This is a genomic window from Bacillus sp. AC266 (assembly GCF_979253805.1).
Genome location: NZ_CEEDEC010000003.1, coordinates 576,533 through 592,281 on the forward strand (window position 1 = coordinate 576,533; position 15,749 = coordinate 592,281).

Consider the following 15,749-nt stretch of genomic DNA (forward strand, 5'->3'; position numbering starts at 1 on the left):
TCCCACAAAAAAATGAGGCGTTTGTAAAAAACGCCTCATTTTTGTTTACCTTTTTTTGAATTACGATTTGCATACTTCGCACTATTTTCTCCTTCATACTCTAATGCAAATTCTGCATCTGGTAAGCTTTCTTTCGGAGTTTTATTATTATTAATTGCTGCATTTTGTTTTACTTTTCTTTTTACCAACATATTCACCTGCTCTCACGAAATAACTTTCTATTCTAGTTTGAAACAACTTACAGTAATTATTACTGGGAAGTGTTAACAAGTACATAAGAGCTTATAGATGGAAATACTACATACGAACAAACCATTACAAAAAGGAGCGATTACTTTGAAAGAAAAAGAAACGATACAATCGCCAATTTTAGACGAGACGCTCCCTCATCAAATGAACTTTCCTTCTTTTAAAGGCACAGGCAAAAAGATGCAACAACCTTTTATAAATCAATATGATGTTGTAATTGGAGACAGTAAATACGATTCCACTAACAGTCCTCTTAATAATTGGAGTGATGAGGTAGATCCTGCCATTATGGCTGGGGAAGAATGGATCCATCCTACAAATGATATCGGATGGATTGCAGAAGAAAATCAAGAATTACTTAAAAACGAAGTTGATAATAAAAATGATGCTTTTATGCATCCCCAATTCGGAATTAACGACTAAAAAACCATTCTACCTAACATAGGTAGAATGGTTTCATACTATCCAATAATAATTCTCTCTTTCGGATATTTATAGCGAGCTGGTTGCTCTCTTCCACCACTAGCTAAAATAAATGTCAAAATACCGACGCGTCCGATAAACATAAGTACAATGAGTACAAGTTTACCAACAGTTGTTAAATCAGGAGTAACACCTGTTGATAGTCCCGTCGTTCCGAAAGCAGAACAAACTTCAACGATTAAGCTCATAAGCGGTACATTTTCCGTAATAGATAAAATGAATAGCGCTGAGGCACATAATAAAATCCCCATCGTCATAACGACAGATGCTTTCAACACGTCCTCTTCATGTAGCTGACGTTTGAAAACTCGGACTGTTCTCCCGCCTCTTGCAAATGTATATAACGATAATATACTAACTGCAAATGTTGTTGTACGTATTCCGCCCCCAACTGAACTTGGAGATGCCCCAATGAACATTAATATACTCATAAATAAAAGCGTTGGTTGTGATAATTCACGTATGTCCATTGTAGCGAGTCCTCCACTTCGCGTCGTCACAGATTGGAATAATGTATAAAATACAGTTTCATGCCATGACTTTCCTACTAAAAAATGATTTCGTTCTAATAGAAAAATCATAATTGTTCCAACAATAACGAGTACAAAAAATGTCGTTGTCGTCAATTTTGTAAATAACGAAAAGCGAAATAGTTGTTGTCGCCTTTTACTAAGGAATTGTTTTACTTCCATTAACACTGGGAAACCGATAGCTCCTAAAATAATAAGCAACATATGAATCATTTGAACAATATAATCTTTTTTGTACGGAATAAGTGATTGTCCTGTTAAATCAAATCCTCCGTTCGTTGTTGCGCTCACAGCGGCAAAGAAACCGTGAAAATAAGCTTCTTGCCAAGTCGGGAAATATAGTAAGAACCTTGTACCTAACAGTATTGCTCCAATGAGTTCTATCGAAATAATTACAATTAAAATAGAACGCATCAATTCTACAAGGCCCGATAAATTCCCTTGGTTATGGTCTGCCATAATTAATCTTCTTCTTTGCAAACCAATCTTTTTCCCCGTTATAATCCAGACGAATGTACCAAGCGCCATAATTCCTAATCCGCCTAATTGTAAAATAAGGGCTAAAACAATAATTCCTGCCGTTGTAAACGTATCTGAAATCGTAACAACAGACAGTCCCGTAACACTTACCGCACTAACAGATGTAAATAGTGCATCGATAAATGTCCATTTCACTTCAGGCTTCGTAACAAATGGTAAACTAAGCAAAATTACCGATACGACTACTGCTAGTAAATAAAATACAACGATAAGTTGTACGGGACGTAACTTTTGTAAAAACTTTTTTATATCTCTCATTCCATCACTTCGCTACCTTTTTTCTATCGATTAAATAAAGAAAAATCATCACTTTCTTCATTTGTAAATAACTGCTGAAATAGTTTCGCAAATACCATTCCGTATACAGTTCCATTTCCCCCATACGGCAGTGCGTAATATAAATTATGTATTTTTTTATCTTCTTTTAAAATAGGAAGACCGTCATGACTGCCACCAAATGCTGCTGCCCAATAGTACTCTGCCCGTATATTTTTATACTGCGGGAACATTTCTTTTACAATGTTAATAAGAAGATTACGCTTATGCAATAATTTCGTATCGCCGATTTTTTGAATTTTCAGCGCCTCATCTAATCCGCCTATAACAATGCGGTTTTGATACGTTCGACTATACAAATATGGACGTGCTGTTTCCCAAATTAACGATTGCTCATGCCAGCCTTCAAAATAATCTATCTTATTTGTCACAACGGCATAAGACGTTTCTACTGTTGTATTTTTTTCTTTCTTTCCAAAAATTGCTTCATAACCTGTCGCCATAATAATATTCTTTGCTACTATTTTATTTCCTGTATTCGTGTAACAAATTAAATCATTTTGGATTTGTTTAATATGTAATGCCTCTGTATGTTCGTATATAGTAGCGCCCATTTGTTTCGCTTTATGCAAAAGACTATGCGCTAATAAATACGGATTCACTTCTGCATCACCGCTTGTATATAACGCTGCTTGTTTTGCAAATGAATAACGTTTCTTAATATCAGACTCTGTAAAATATTCAACCGGAAATCCATAATGGCGTAACGTATTATATTCTTCTTGTAAAAATGAAACATCCTCATCTCTACTTGCATAATACAAACTATTTCGCGGAATAAAATGGGGATCAATATCGAGAGTTGGCACAACCTTCTCCATTGTTTGCAGCGCTTCATAACAAAGTCTATATGCTCGTACCCCTTTTTCTTCACCAAATGTATGAATAAGAGAGGTTAACGATTTATCATGAACAAATTGTAATAATCCTGTATTTGCAGCTGTGCTACCACATGCAATTGCTCTTTTTTCAATGAGCATAACACGCATTCCAATTTTAGCTAACGAATACGCTATATGAGCACCTGCTTCTCCACTTCCAATTACTAGTACATCACATATCATATCATTTTCTAACGTTGGATAACAAGGTACAGAAACTCCAGAATTCCAAAACAACTTACCAGTCATAAGCTTCATAATTATACTCCTACAATGTATTTTTCTCCTTCCTATGTTTCGTCATTTTCCATAAAAAAATCCAACTAACATAAGCTAGTTGGATTTCTTCTCTTTAATTAGAACGCTCTTCAAGCCAATTTCCAACCGTCGGATATGTTTGCTTTACAGCCGTTCCACCATACACGATAGACATATGTCCTGTCGGTAAACATACATACTGTTTATCTGTGCTAGAAATATGATCAAGTAAAGCTTCTACTTGACATGGCAGAGCGATATGATCACGTTTCGCAGAAATATTTAAGACATTCGCCTTAATATTTGCAAGGTCTACCTTTTGTCCGCGAATAACGAGTTCACCCTTCACTAATTTATTATTTTGATAAAAATCCCGAATCCATTGTCTATACGATTCACCTGGGAACGGAATACCATCGCCTACCCACTTTTGAACTAATTTCCAACTTTCGACGAAGCGCTCATTTTCTGAACGATCGACTAAAGCAACATATGGACCGACAAAGTTTGTAATTGGTTTTAACATCTTATTTCCGAAATCAATCATTTCTGGCGGAATATTTCCGAATGTATCAACCGCTTTATCTAAATTGAAATATTTCTCATCTAATAAAGGACCGTATAATCCTGTTTCAGAGAAATCAAAAGGACTTGTCATAAAAATCAAGTTACGGATTGGCATGTCCGGATGAAGCGCTGCATAAATAGATGTTAACGTTCCACCCATGCAATAACCAAGTAAAGAAATCTCGTCCGATTTTGCAGTTCTCATTACTTTTTTCACTGCTTTTGCAATATAATCGAACACGAAATCATCAAACTTCAAATGACTATCTTCTAAACCGAATGTGCCCCAATCAAGCATATACACATCAAAACCACGATCTACTAAATATTCCACTAAACTATTTCCTGGAGTTAAATCCATAATATACGGTTTATTAATAAGAGCGTATATTAATAAGATTGGAACTCTCTGTGTTTTTTCTTGTTTTGGAATGTAACGATACAGCTTCGTTTTATTCTTCGTCCAAATAACCTCTTTCGGTGTTAAACCAACTTGTGGTTCTGGTTCGCGTAATAAAACTTCGCTCGCTCTTTTCACACGGCGATATGCTTTACGATATTCTTCTGGGTACAACTCCAATTGCTTTTCCCATTCCGTTACGAATGTAGTCATTTTTCCTATCTCCTTTTTGGTCAATTTCTTTCTAAAAAAAGAAGTGCATTCCTGCTATGGATATGCACTTTTTTCTTACTTCATTACATGTATAATCCGCCGTTAATGTTTAATTGCTGACCTGTGATATACGCACCGTCACGGCATAGATATACTACACCTTTTGCAATTTCATCAGCTTGACCAAAACGTTTTTTCGGGATTTTCGCAACGATTTTTTGACGCACTTCTTCTGGTACTTCTGCTACCATTTCAGTATCAATAAATCCTGGGCAAATTGCGTTTACAGTTACATTTGTTCTTGCAAGTTCTAACGCTAATGATTTTGTAAATCCTAGCATACCTGCTTTTGCTGCTGAGTAGTTTGTTTGTCCAAATCCACCAGCTTGGCCAATAATAGAAGAAATACTAATGATTCTTCCTTCTTCTGCTTCCGATATGTATGGAAGTACCGCGCTTGTCGTATTAAATACACTGCTTAAGTTCACGTCAATTACGCGCTCCCAATCTTCACGATTTAATTTTTTGAATGTACGATCTCTTGTAATACCAGCATTATTAACAAGAATATCAACTTGACCAAAATGATTCACAGCTTCTTCTACAAGTCTGTTTGCATCTTCTACTTTAGAAACATCCGCTTGAACTGCATAAACGTCATGTCCTTCTTTTCCTAATTCATTTACTAAGTTTTCAGCTGCTTCTTTACTGCTGTTATAGTTAATAACTACTTTTGCTCCCTCTTGTGCTAATGCTACTGTGATTGCTTTTCCAATTCCTTTTGCCCCACCTGTTACGATTGCTACTTTGCCATTTAATTGAACCATTTCTTTTCCCCCTTAAATGAATTTGTGAACGATTGTTATGAATCATTTTGGTACTCATACTATTGAGTCCATATATTAATTATGTTTCGTTGTTTATACATGAAAAGAGATTCTCCCTCTCTCTTTTACACGTTATAAACAAACGCCATTATCATTTTTTATTTTCTGGCTTATTTACAGGCTTTACTTCTTCTTTTACAGGTACTTGTAGTTTAGCTAGTACTGCATTTTGCTTTTCTAGCAATTCTAAAATTTGATCAACTTTCGTTTCTAACGTGCGCATATCTTGTTTTACTTTCGTAACATCACGCTTTAATGTAGGAGCTTGTCCTAATGAATCCACTTTCTCTTCTAGAATTTCTTCGATGTTATCAACTTTATTTTCTAAGTTAATAACAAGCGTAGCTACCCTAGCGATATCCTCTCTCGTCGGCACATTCACCTGTTCTAAATAATTTTTTGTCGTATCATTTAATGCTTTTTGATAAAACAAATTCAAATCTAGAACGCTGCCCATCCAAGCAGAATATTCTTCTGTTTTAATTGTTTCATTGAGCGCTTTTCCCCAAAATGTTTCGGTTTGTTCATAAGCATTTTTCCATGCTTGCAATGGATCGAATTTTTGATCAATCACTTCGACTACACTCCCTTTTTCGTTTTTGAAACAATTCAACCTATTCACTATTTTCTAATATTCCGAATAAAACTTCAAGTGTATATTTTATTTTTCTTTATTTTCTAACAAATGTATTGACATTAAAAACAGATAGGTGTAAATTGCACTTATAAGCAAAAAATTCCATCTAACTGATTCATGAGGTGATGTACAATCATGCTACATAATGAACCAGAACACCCAGAAAGTTTGGAAAAAAACCAAGCGAAACAACCAAACTCCATGCCAAAAAACTTCTTAGTTCCTTTCTTACTTCTCTGTCTAAAAGACTGGAGTCTTCATGGTTACAAACTTATTCAAATGCTAATGGACATCGGCTTTTCTTCTGTTGACCAAGGTAATGTGTATAGGACACTACGCAAATTAGAAAAAGAAAATCTTATTTCTTCTACTTGGGATACAAGCGAAGGCGGGCCAGCGAAACGAATTTATTCTTTAACAGAATATGGAGAGCAATATTTAACAACATGTGCGACTTCTTTTGAACATTATCAAAATATGTTGCGGACGTTTTTCACGTTATACACCAATGCATTCTTTCCATTTTCTACTTCTCCAGAAAAGGATGAAAAGGATTCTTCATCTTCACCTGGTGGTACAGCAGAGTAATCTGCGTTCACAATATGCAAAAAAACATTTGGAGGTCAAACAATGGAAACTAAGCCATACGAATTAGTCGATGCATTTTGGAAAAACTGGTCTCAATCTCTTTCCCTCTTCTCTTCAGCTGGGAAACAATTAGAGCAACTTACTTTAGAAACGTTAAAACAACAACAAGACGCTTTGCATAAATTAACATCAGGAGTAGATGAATTAGAAAAAGAACTACACCAATTCACTGCTCAGTTCAATAACCAATATACAGACTATGTGAAGCAATTAACTGGAAACTCCTTAAATGATCAAATTAACGAGTGGCAAGAAAAGTGGAATGAGCTTTCTAATCAAATGCACCAACTTACTGTTTCGCCTACGAAAACATCTTTGTCTATTCTTACTCAAACTAGCGGCCAATTTGAAGAAACAACAAAACACTTTATCGAACAACAACAGTCGCAACGTGAAGAGGTTCAAAAACAGTTAGAAGTTTTTTTGGGAGAGTTCAAGTCCAAACAACTAGAACTCGCAAAGCAGTTCGAGGAAAACTCAAAAAATCTATTTACTTCCATCAAGTAAGAAAAATGTGGCAACTAACTGCAGCACAAACAAAACTCTTTCTTCCTCCTACTACATCAAGATGGCTTACATTTTTCGATATGGAAAAGAAGGAGGACAAAATGAATCCATTTCAAGAAGCACAAACTGTTCCGGAGCTTCGTTACGATGAGATTCAAGTCGGTGATCAAGCATCACTTACAAAAAAAATTACGGATGAGGACGTTATCAATTTTGCAAAATTGACTGGAGATGTAAATCCTATTCACATTCTAGACTCTTTTGCAAAAACGACAATGTTCAAAGAACGTATTGCCCATGGCATGCTCGTTTCAAGTTTTATTTCTACCATTCTTGGAACGAAACTTCCTGGCAAAAATACGATTTATTTATCACAAAACGTTTCATTCCGTGCTCCTGTCAAAATCGGTGATACACTTCGCGTTGTGGCAGAAGTTATTAAAAAACGGGACGATAAAAAAATTATCACATTGCAAACAAACATATATAATCAATCTGATGATATTGTCGTAGAAGGTACAGCGACAATACTGAAAAAAGAGTAGCAAATTTGCTACTCTTTTTTCTATCCAAGAACTTCTAATCACACCGTTTACTTCCGTGTATGAGTACGTCGTTTACACATAAAATAACATTACCAGATAGCACTTAGCTAAACTGGATTACTCTTTAAGGATGTGTATCAACATGGTGAAAACAAACAAATTACTAGTTCCGGGTGCAGAGCAAGCACTTGAACAATTCAAATATGAAATCGCACAAGAATTCGGTGTAAGCTTAGGATCTAATACAGCATCTCGTTCTAACGGATCAGTTGGCGGTGAAGTAACGAAACGTCTTGTTGCTTTAGCTCAACAACAATTACGCGGATAACTATATAACCTATGGCTTAGAGGCAGATATTCTCTGCCTCTTTCTTTTTTAACATACATAATAGTGCTTCTTCACATACTAGTAAGAGCAAATCGAAAGGAACGATATGTGAAATGAAACGGATTAACATTAGCATGAGTCCTCCCCGTGTTCTTACTGTATCTTTTATTATGCTATCAATTATCGGTACATGCCTATTGAAATTGCCAATTGCTACAACAACGTCTATTTCATGGCTCGATGCTTTATTTACAACGGTTTCTGCTTGTACGGTTACAGGGCTTGGTGTTGTGGACACTGGTAAAGTATTTACCTTATTTGGCCAATGTGTCATTTTAACACTTATACAAGTTGGCGGGCTTGGCATTATGAGCTTTGCTGTTTTAATCGCAATTATGCTCGGTAGAAAAATCGGCCTTCAAAACCGGATTTTATTACAACAAGCATTAAATCAAACCAATGTCGGCGGAATCATTCGTCTTGCAAAAGCATTATTTTTATTTTCTTTTACTGTAGAATGTATCGCTACTTTACTTCTCTCTTTTGAATGGGTACCAAAATACGGGGTTGCCAAAGGTATATATTATAGCTTTTTTCATTCTATCTCAGCCTTTAACAATGCTGGGTTTTCTGTGTGGAGCGATAATTTAATGTCGCACTCCCATAGCATTCTCGTCAATCTCGTTATTTCTTCCCTCATTATTTTAGGTGGGATTGGTTTTACGGTTATCGTAGATATAAAAAGAAAGAAAAACTTTAAAAACCTTACTTTGCACTCAAAGCTTATGCTCTCTTCTACTCTAATCGTCAATATTATTGCTACAGCTTTTATCTTTATATTTGAGTTCCATAATTCAATTTCCATGAGAGGTTTTACACCATTTGAAGAAGGTATGGCTGCTTATTTTCAAGCGGTTTCAACACGTACTGCCGGGTTTAATACTGTTGATATCTCTGCATTATCAAAACCTTCACTTTTATTAATGATGCTTCTTATGTTTATTGGTGCTGGCAGTGCTTCAACTGGTGGAGGGATTAAATTAACGACTTTTTTGATTATGTTTTTCGGCGTATTTAAATTTTTGCAAGAACAAGATGATATTGTCGTGTTTAAAAAATCCATTAAAGATACGCTCATTGTCAAATCATTAACGATTACTATTATTTCAATTTCGTTTATTTTTCTTTCCATTTTAATTTTAAGCATCACTGAGAAGGTTCCTTTATTAATGAGTGCTTTTGAAGTATTTTCAGCATTTGGAACTGTCGGCCTTAGCATGAATTTGACGCCACACTTAACAATTATCGGCAAAACAATTATTATCTTTATGATGTTTTTTGGAAAGATGGGGCCTTTAACATTAGCCTTTTCATTTGCACGTAAAAAACAAAGAAAAATAAAATATCCCAACGAAGATATTTTAACAGGTTGACAACCGTATAAATTATCCATATAATGAGAGTACAATAGCATATCTCCAAAGGGGAGTAGCGTCCAAGAACTATTTCTTGGAAACAAAGTCGTCATTACGTAGAACTTAGTTCTTCCGGCTTTGTTGGCATTTTCATTACATATGTCTAGCAAGACCTTTGCCTATCAACGGCAGAGGTCTTTTTTGTTTTCAAATTCCTTCCACCGTTGATACGCAGGAGTATGGGGAAACTAAACAGTGGGGAACTTCTTCACTTGTTTAGTCTTTATAGAAATGAGAGGAGAATGTACATGGATGTATCATTATTATTGGAGTATGGTTGGGTATTACTCATCCTAATTGCACTAGAGGGGATTTTAGCGGCTGATAACGCTCTCGTTCTCGCAATTATGGTAAAACATTTACCAGAAGAAAAACGAAAGAAAGCACTATTTTATGGATTAGCAGGAGCGTTCGTTTTCCGCTTCGGATCACTATTTATGATTTCGTTCCTAGTAGATGTATGGCAAGTGCAAGCAATTGGTGCGATTTATCTTATGTTTATCGCGGGGAATCACTTATTTAAAACGTATGTTAAAAAGAATACACATGAAGAAACAGAAGAAAAAGAAGCAAAGAAAAAACAAGAGAACTTTTGGTGGACTGTATTTAAAGTCGAAGTTGCTGATATCGCCTTCGCAGTTGATTCAATTTTAGCTGCTGTTGCATTAGCAGTGACTTTACCGAAAACAGGATTAGGTACGATTGGTAGTCTTGATACAGGTCAATTTATCGTTATCTTTACAGGTGGACTTATCGGATTAGTTATAATGCGATTTGCAGCAACTGCTTTCGTACAAATATTAAAACGTAAACCAGGACTTGAAACTGCAGCATTTTTAATTGTAGGTTGGGTTGGTGTGAAATTAACAGTTTATACGTTAGCACACCCTGCTTTAAATGTCCTTCCGCATTCATTCCCAGAATCCACTCCGTGGAAGCTTACATTCTGGATTGTATTAGTTGGAATCGCAGTTTGCGGTTGGTTCTTCTCGAAAGAAGTAGAAGTAAAAGTAGAAAAGAATTTAGACGAAAAAGCGCTGTAATTACAGCGCTTTTTCTTTTTTCTCGTTTCAATTCCCCTCTCTATTTTTAGAAAAAATTCCATTATACTACCTTTTGTAAACGCTTCCTTTATAGATGTATGTCCTTTTTGTGAAATATTGCACAAACTTATTGAAACTATGAACAAATCCATGTACCTTATTCATATAAGGAGTATTTATAGACGATGTATTAAAGGAGCGTATTACTCATGCTAGAACAAGGATTAGATTACGTTGTAAAACTGGCTAAGAGCAAAAAACAAATGCTAGATATAAATCCAATGCAATATTTCATTCGTGCTGCACTTGCGGGCATTTATATCGGTTTTATTATTGTACTATGTTTTAAATTAGGTAACTTTTTTCATATTGCAGATTCACCAGCAACATATTTAGCTTCCTCCATGTTTTTCGGAATTGCTCTCGTACTTATTATATATGGCGGCGCTGAATTATTTACTGGCAATACGATGTACTTCACAGTGGCAACTTTAAGAAAAGAAACAACGATTTCTGATACACTTCGTAACTGGGTTGCTTGTTATGCAGGTAACTTAGCTGGTGCTTTATTCTTTGCCTTACTATTTTACGCAACTGGAATTTTCGAAGCAATTGATCACAGTCATTTAATGAATAAAGTTGTTGAAGGAAAGATGAATACACCTACAATGCAATTATTCTTTAAAGCGATTTTATGTAACTGGCTCGTATGTCTTGCCTGCTTCTTACCTTCTCAAGTGAAAGGTGACACAGCAAAAATATTAATGATGATGATGCTCGTTTTCACTTTCTTTTTATCTGGTTATGAGCATAGCATTGCAAACTTATCACTGTTTGCTTTATCTTTAGTATCACCACATCCTGAGACAATTTCTTTTGCGGGCGCTATTCATAACTTAATTCCAGTTACAATCGGTAACATTATTGGCGGATCCGTATTTGTCGGTATGGTATATCATTACTTAACAAAGAAAGCACCTGTTGTTGAACAAGAGAAAACTCAATTAGTTGGAGCTCAAACGGAGGAAATTATTCCTTTACAAGCACATATGAAACATTAAAAACTCCAAAGTTTTACTTTGGAGTTTTTAGCTCCCTACATATTTCAAGGCAATATAAGGATTAATTTCCCCGTTTTCCTTCCCTCTCTCTATGCTCTTTTTCATCTGATGCATACCGATGACATCATTTGTATGAAGGTGAATTTCATTAACATATAAACCTTCGTTGCAGAAAGCTTCTACGAAATCTAACCCACTTTTTTCTCCCCATCCCATATTAAAATCAAGGGAAAGAATATTTACATCATAATCCCGAACCATTTGCAAAGCACATTCTACTGTAGTGGCGAGTACATACCCGTATGGACAACTTCTTTGATCATCCATATATACATTCATGTTCTATCCCCTCTCTATTTTGTATACGTGACCAGCATGTAACATATTGCTCCAAGACTAATAAAAGGACCAAACGGAATTTGGCTCCTCATTTTCATACGTTTTAATACTATACCAGCTCCAAAGAAACAAAGACTAAAGCAAGATGCTAAAAATAAAATCATAAAAATCCCTTTCAGTCCCACTATAAATCCAAGCAGCGAAAGTAATTTTATATCCCCTCCACCAAGCCCTTCTGGATATATCTTTTGCATGCAATATAACAAAATGAATATAACGCCACTACCAACTATACTATCTGTCCAAGTGACTAACGGTACAAAAATACATTCTAAAATAAGCAAAAGCGCAAACCAAATTAAAATACGATTAGGTATTAGCATATATACTAAATCTGTAACTGAAATAATTAGAAGTAACGAAAAAAGCGATAAAATGATGATGAGCTCTCTTTCCATTCCAATTACATATACAGTAAGAAAAAATAAACTGCCTGTAACAAATTCAAATACTATGTACAAACTTGAGATTTTGCTCTTACAATTCGTACAACGCCCTTTTTGTATACAAAATGAAATGATTGGAATAAGTTCTTTCGGCTGTAACGTATACTTGCAGTAATGACAGTACGAACGCGGTGTAATAATAGATTCCCCTACTGGAACTCTCATCGCAATCACCATAAAAAAAGAACCAAACACCATACCTATTAACAATGCATATAAATAAGTGAACATCCCTTCCTCTCCTTTCCAAAAGAACATAACAAAAAAAGGAGAGAACTTCTACTTCATATTATCTTTATTCTATTAAAAAAGCAGGCCGTTTTCCGGCCTGCTTTCCCCTATTTTATACGATGAAATATACTGCTTTTAACGGCCCATGTACTCCGACAACAAGATTCATTTCAATATCCGCAGAGTTACTTGGTCCTGTAATAAAGTTAATACAAGATGCGACTGCTTCACCTTTTTCCACACGTGAGTTCATATCCTGAACTGCTTGCGTAATACGAGGTACAAGTGTTTCACGTGGAATAATAGCAAAGTATACAGTCGGTAAAAAGTGTAAAGAACGCCCTTGTCCTTTATGACTTTGTACAACAATCGTACCAGATTCAGCTAAAGTATAATCACTAAATGCAATACCGATATTCGCTTTTTCCGCTATACGCATATTCTCTTCTTTTTTCTCAGGATCCCATACATTTACCTCAACATTTTGCTTTGGAAGCTCTTCTTTAAATAAAGAAGTCAATCCATAGGAATCAAAACGTTCATCTGCTGATAATATAATAGGTCCTCCGCCGTTTTCAACGATTACTTTTTGAATATCTTCACGTAAGCGGTCGTTTGTCGTTTCCACAACAGTTGTATGAATGTTTGTACATTGCTTTTTAAATACTTCTAACAATTCTTCTTGTGAATAATCTTTTAACGTTTCTACATTCACATTACTTTTCCATGCTGGACGTTCTACGCCTTCTGTTTTACGCGCGCGCCCAAGTTCTTTTGCGATATTATCTAGAAAGGACTCACGGTTTTGAATTAATCCTGTCATTATTTGTCCCCGCCTTTCTTATGATCTTTATACCAATCACGGAATCGTTCTTTACTTGGAGCTGGGAATTCACGAATATCCGTCCAGTTTTTAAGTGGTCCAACACCTTTTGATACACGGTTACCAGATGTAAATGGACTCATTGCTGCCGGTGCCATTTTCGATCCCATTTTATATAAAGCTGCTGAAGAAGCACCCATACTAAACATTTTCATTGCTAATTTTTCTGCAAGTGGGGCACGACCTTCTTGCTCAACGATGACTTGACGATGTTTTAATAATAAATCATGTAATGGAATTTTTACTGGACAAGCTTCTGTACATGCTCCGCATAAACTAGATGCATAAGGAAGCTCTTTGTAATCGTCATACCCACCTAAAAGTGGTGTTAATACCGCACCGATTGGTCCTGAATAAATAGATCCATACGAATGTCCACCAACGTGACGATATACGGGACATACGTTAACACAAGCGGCACAACGAATACATTGCAATATTGAACGGAATTCCGATCCAAGAATTTGAGAGCGGCCATTATCAACAACGACTAAATGAAACTCTTCTGGTCCATCTACCTCTTCCTCTTGAATTGGTCCTGCTACTGTTACATAACTTGTTAATTTTTGACCTACCGCACTACGACATAGTAAACCAACTAAAACATCTAATTCTTCCATTGTCGGAACCATACGTTCCATACCCATTACTGCAATTTGTGTTTTCGGAATCGACATGACAAGATCGGCATTACCTTCGTTCGTCACTAAACAAAGAGAGCCAGTATTTGCAACAGCGAAGTTACAACCTGTCACACCAATTTCTGCATCCATAAATTTCTCACGAAGTTGTTTACGAACAAACTTTGTCATTTCGTATGGATCATCAGAATTTTCATATCCAAGTTTTTCTTTAAATACATCACGAATTTGCGTTCTGTTTTTATGAAGTGCAGGCGCAATAATATGTGATGGTGGATCGTTATCTACTTGCAAGATATACTCTCCTAAGTCACTCTCTAACACTTCACAACCAATCTCTTCAAGGGCATGATTCATACTAATTTCTTCAGTTACCATTGATTTTGATTTTACAACTTTCTTCGCTTGTTTCTTTTTTGCAACGTCTTGAATATACTTTGCTGCATCCTCTTTCGTTTTCGCAAAGTAAACGTGACCGCCTCTTTTTGATACATTTTCACTTAACTGCATTAAATAATAATCAAGATTTTCTAACGTATGTTGACGAATTTGTTCACCTAGTTCACGCCACTCTTCCCAGTTTCCCAACTCGTCAGCTGCTTTTAATCGATTTGTATATAAACGCGTTTGTGCAGAAGATACCGCTCCGCGCATAAACGAATCTTGAATTCCATCGCCAACGCGATCATTAAATTTTTTCTCACTGATTTTCATAGACATAGCTTATGTTCCCCCTTCATGAGCGACTATTCAAGACCTCAGCAATATGCATTACTTTTACTTCTTTTCCTAAACGCTCAATACGTCCGCCAATGTTTAACAAACACCCACAATCTGCACCGATTAAATAATCAGCACCTGTTTCCATTACACTATCTACTTTTTCATCTACCATTTGCTCAGAAATTGGAGTCATCTTAACTGAAAACGTTCCCCCAAACCCACAACAATTTTGCACGTTCGGCAGTTCTCTCACAATTAATCCTTTTACGCTTGATAATAAAATTCCTGGTGCCTCTTTTACTCCAAGCAGGCGTGTCATATGACAAGATTTATGAATAGTAGCTATCCCTGGTAAACTTGCACCAACATCTGTAACTTTTAAAACATCTACAATAAATTGTGTAAATTCATATGTTTTATCAGCAACCTTTTGTGCACGTTTAGCCCACTTCGGATCATCTTTAAAAACATGCGGATACTCATGAAACATTGTCGCACAAGATCCAGATGGCGTAACGATATATTCTGCATCTTCGAAAGTTTCAATCATATGTTTCATCGCTTCTTTTGCTGCTTCTACATGGCCGCTATTATAAGCAGGCTGACCACAACAAACTTGTGCTTCTGGAAATTCAATTTCACAACCTAAACGCTCCAATACTTCAACTGTTGCTTTACCGACGTTTGTTTCAAACATATCGACTAAACAAGTAACAAATAAAGTAACTTTCATAACTATAATTCCCCCTCATTACAACTCCGCCAAAAATCATATGGTCATCAGATGACTAAGATTAGAAGAAGTAGGCTCAACCATGGCCTATCCTCTCCCTCTTCT

19 protein-coding genes and 1 riboswitch are annotated in these 15,749 nt (G+C 35.9%); of the genes, 8 read left to right on the forward strand and 11 right to left on the reverse strand.

What is annotated here, in order from left to right:
• Positions 1-35 precede the first annotated feature (35 nt).
• A complete protein-coding gene (locus AC0IXC_RS16210; RefSeq protein ID WP_002011566.1) occupies positions 36-191 on the reverse strand; it encodes a hypothetical protein in 156 nt (51 codons plus the stop codon).
• Between the two features lie 97 nt (positions 192-288).
• Here AC0IXC_RS16210 and AC0IXC_RS16215 point away from each other — a divergent pair, with 97 nt between their 5' ends.
• Entirely contained in the window at positions 289-672 is a 384-nt protein-coding gene (locus AC0IXC_RS16215) for a DUF3905 domain-containing protein (RefSeq protein WP_002011568.1), read from the forward strand.
• Between the two features lie 38 nt (positions 673-710).
• Here the strand turns inward: AC0IXC_RS16215 and AC0IXC_RS16220 are convergent, their stop codons facing one another.
• From AC0IXC_RS16220 to phaR, 5 genes are all read right to left on the reverse strand, one after another.
• Complete coding sequence (locus tag AC0IXC_RS16220) at positions 711-2,060, reverse strand: TrkH family potassium uptake protein (RefSeq protein WP_002011570.1); 1,350 nt, start codon at positions 2,058-2,060, stop codon at positions 711-713.
• 23 nt (positions 2,061-2,083) lie between these two features.
• On the reverse strand, positions 2,084-3,277 hold the full coding sequence (locus AC0IXC_RS16225; RefSeq protein ID WP_471653046.1) for an NAD(P)/FAD-dependent oxidoreductase: 1,194 nt from the start codon (positions 3,275-3,277) through the stop codon (positions 2,084-2,086).
• Between the two features lie 94 nt (positions 3,278-3,371).
• A complete protein-coding gene (gene phaC / locus AC0IXC_RS16230; RefSeq protein WP_000206840.1) occupies positions 3,372-4,457 on the reverse strand; it encodes a class III poly(R)-hydroxyalkanoic acid synthase subunit PhaC in 1,086 nt (361 codons plus the stop codon).
• 83 nt (positions 4,458-4,540) lie between these two features.
• On the reverse strand, positions 4,541-5,284 hold the full coding sequence (locus AC0IXC_RS16235) for an acetoacetyl-CoA reductase (protein WP_002030515.1): 744 nt from the start codon (positions 5,282-5,284) through the stop codon (positions 4,541-4,543).
• A 151-nt stretch (positions 5,285-5,435) separates the two neighbouring features.
• Complete coding sequence (phaR, locus tag AC0IXC_RS16240) at positions 5,436-5,918, reverse strand: polyhydroxyalkanoic acid synthase subunit PhaR (RefSeq protein WP_000566956.1); 483 nt, start codon at positions 5,916-5,918, stop codon at positions 5,436-5,438.
• Between the two features lie 198 nt (positions 5,919-6,116).
• On the opposite strand from phaR, the gene phaQ reads away from it, so the two are divergent.
• The 7 genes from phaQ to AC0IXC_RS16275 all read left to right on the forward strand — a co-directional run bounded on the left by phaQ (position 6,117) and on the right by AC0IXC_RS16275 (position 11,588).
• Positions 6,117-6,569 carry a poly-beta-hydroxybutyrate-responsive repressor gene (gene phaQ, locus AC0IXC_RS16245; protein ID WP_000903018.1) on the forward strand — a complete coding sequence of 151 codons (453 nt, stop codon included), beginning with the start codon at positions 6,117-6,119 and terminating at the stop codon, positions 6,567-6,569.
• Positions 6,570-6,611: 42 nt separating this feature from the next.
• Positions 6,612-7,136 carry a polyhydroxyalkanoic acid inclusion protein PhaP gene (gene phaP / locus AC0IXC_RS16250; protein ID WP_002011575.1) on the forward strand — a complete coding sequence of 175 codons (525 nt, stop codon included), beginning with the start codon at positions 6,612-6,614 and terminating at the stop codon, positions 7,134-7,136.
• Between the two features lie 101 nt (positions 7,137-7,237).
• Positions 7,238-7,681, forward strand: a complete 444-nt coding sequence (locus AC0IXC_RS16255) for a MaoC family dehydratase (RefSeq protein WP_001067911.1) — start codon at positions 7,238-7,240, stop codon at positions 7,679-7,681.
• Positions 7,682-7,823: 142 nt separating this feature from the next.
• Positions 7,824-8,009 carry an alpha/beta-type small acid-soluble spore protein gene (locus tag AC0IXC_RS16260; RefSeq protein ID WP_000241212.1) on the forward strand — a complete coding sequence of 62 codons (186 nt, stop codon included), beginning with the start codon at positions 7,824-7,826 and terminating at the stop codon, positions 8,007-8,009.
• Positions 8,010-8,122: 113 nt separating this feature from the next.
• Positions 8,123-9,442, forward strand: coding sequence for a TrkH family potassium uptake protein (locus AC0IXC_RS16265; protein WP_033708914.1), 1,320 nt, complete (start codon positions 8,123-8,125; stop codon positions 9,440-9,442).
• A 38-nt stretch (positions 9,443-9,480) separates the two neighbouring features.
• Positions 9,481-9,653, forward strand: a riboswitch (yybP-ykoY riboswitch).
• 79 nt (positions 9,654-9,732) lie between these two features.
• Entirely contained in the window at positions 9,733-10,527 is a 795-nt protein-coding gene (locus tag AC0IXC_RS16270) for a TerC family protein (RefSeq protein WP_002011580.1), read from the forward strand.
• Positions 10,528-10,736: 209 nt separating this feature from the next.
• On the forward strand, positions 10,737-11,588 hold the full coding sequence (locus AC0IXC_RS16275; protein WP_002011581.1) for a formate/nitrite transporter family protein: 852 nt from the start codon (positions 10,737-10,739) through the stop codon (positions 11,586-11,588).
• A 27-nt stretch (positions 11,589-11,615) separates the two neighbouring features.
• On the opposite strand, the gene AC0IXC_RS16280 is transcribed toward AC0IXC_RS16275, so the two are convergent.
• From AC0IXC_RS16280 to AC0IXC_RS16300, 5 genes are all read right to left on the reverse strand, one after another.
• Positions 11,616-11,927 (reverse strand): cyclic-phosphate processing receiver domain-containing protein, encoded by a 312-nt coding sequence (locus tag AC0IXC_RS16280; RefSeq protein ID WP_002140920.1) that lies wholly within the window; start codon positions 11,925-11,927, stop codon positions 11,616-11,618.
• Between the two features lie 14 nt (positions 11,928-11,941).
• Positions 11,942-12,664: a prepilin peptidase gene (locus AC0IXC_RS16285; protein WP_033708915.1), complete on the reverse strand. Its 723-nt coding sequence runs from the start codon at positions 12,662-12,664 to the stop codon at positions 11,942-11,944.
• A 112-nt stretch (positions 12,665-12,776) separates the two neighbouring features.
• Positions 12,777-13,487, reverse strand: a complete 711-nt coding sequence (locus tag AC0IXC_RS16290; RefSeq protein WP_002030525.1) for a LutC/YkgG family protein — start codon at positions 13,485-13,487, stop codon at positions 12,777-12,779.
• Complete coding sequence (locus AC0IXC_RS16295) at positions 13,487-14,908, reverse strand: LutB/LldF family L-lactate oxidation iron-sulfur protein (protein WP_002011586.1); 1,422 nt, start codon at positions 14,906-14,908, stop codon at positions 13,487-13,489. Before AC0IXC_RS16295 ends, AC0IXC_RS16290 begins: the two co-directional genes overlap by 1 nt.
• A 16-nt stretch (positions 14,909-14,924) precedes the next feature.
• On the reverse strand, positions 14,925-15,644 hold the full coding sequence (locus AC0IXC_RS16300; RefSeq protein WP_002011587.1) for a (Fe-S)-binding protein: 720 nt from the start codon (positions 15,642-15,644) through the stop codon (positions 14,925-14,927).
• Between the last annotated feature and the right edge of the window lie 105 nt (positions 15,645-15,749).

Bases quoted from the DNA above. Each gene is read 5' to 3' on its own strand.
- AC0IXC_RS16220 (WP_002011570.1), bottom strand. From the start codon at position 2,060: ATGAGAGATATAAAAAAGTTTTTACAAAAGTTACGTCCCGTACAACTT.
- AC0IXC_RS16285 (WP_033708915.1), bottom strand. From the start codon at position 12,664: ATGTTCACTTATTTATATGCATTGTTAATAGGTATGGTGTTTGGTTCT.
- AC0IXC_RS16235 (WP_002030515.1), bottom strand. From the start codon at position 5,284: ATGGTTCAATTAAATGGCAAAGTAGCAATCGTAACAGGTGGGGCAAAA.
- phaQ (WP_000903018.1), top strand. From the start codon at position 6,117: ATGCTACATAATGAACCAGAACACCCAGAAAGTTTGGAAAAAAACCAA.
- phaP (WP_002011575.1), top strand. From the start codon at position 6,612: ATGGAAACTAAGCCATACGAATTAGTCGATGCATTTTGGAAAAACTGG.
- AC0IXC_RS16260 (WP_000241212.1), top strand. From the start codon at position 7,824: ATGGTGAAAACAAACAAATTACTAGTTCCGGGTGCAGAGCAAGCACTT.
- AC0IXC_RS16265 (WP_033708914.1), top strand. From the start codon at position 8,123: ATGAAACGGATTAACATTAGCATGAGTCCTCCCCGTGTTCTTACTGTA.
- AC0IXC_RS16255 (WP_001067911.1), top strand. From the start codon at position 7,238: ATGAATCCATTTCAAGAAGCACAAACTGTTCCGGAGCTTCGTTACGAT.
- AC0IXC_RS16280 (WP_002140920.1), bottom strand. From the start codon at position 11,927: ATGAATGTATATATGGATGATCAAAGAAGTTGTCCATACGGGTATGTA.
- AC0IXC_RS16270 (WP_002011580.1), top strand. From the start codon at position 9,733: ATGGATGTATCATTATTATTGGAGTATGGTTGGGTATTACTCATCCTA.
- AC0IXC_RS16275 (WP_002011581.1), top strand. From the start codon at position 10,737: ATGCTAGAACAAGGATTAGATTACGTTGTAAAACTGGCTAAGAGCAAA.
- AC0IXC_RS16295 (WP_002011586.1), bottom strand. From the start codon at position 14,908: ATGTCTATGAAAATCAGTGAGAAAAAATTTAATGATCGCGTTGGCGAT.
- AC0IXC_RS16225 (WP_471653046.1), bottom strand. From the start codon at position 3,277: ATGAAGCTTATGACTGGTAAGTTGTTTTGGAATTCTGGAGTTTCTGTA.
- AC0IXC_RS16215 (WP_002011568.1), top strand. From the start codon at position 289: ATGGAAATACTACATACGAACAAACCATTACAAAAAGGAGCGATTACT.
- phaC (WP_000206840.1), bottom strand. From the start codon at position 4,457: ATGACTACATTCGTAACGGAATGGGAAAAGCAATTGGAGTTGTACCCA.
- AC0IXC_RS16210 (WP_002011566.1), bottom strand. From the start codon at position 191: ATGTTGGTAAAAAGAAAAGTAAAACAAAATGCAGCAATTAATAATAAT.
- AC0IXC_RS16300 (WP_002011587.1), bottom strand. From the start codon at position 15,644: ATGAAAGTTACTTTATTTGTTACTTGTTTAGTCGATATGTTTGAAACA.
- AC0IXC_RS16290 (WP_002030525.1), bottom strand. From the start codon at position 13,487: ATGACAGGATTAATTCAAAACCGTGAGTCCTTTCTAGATAATATCGCA.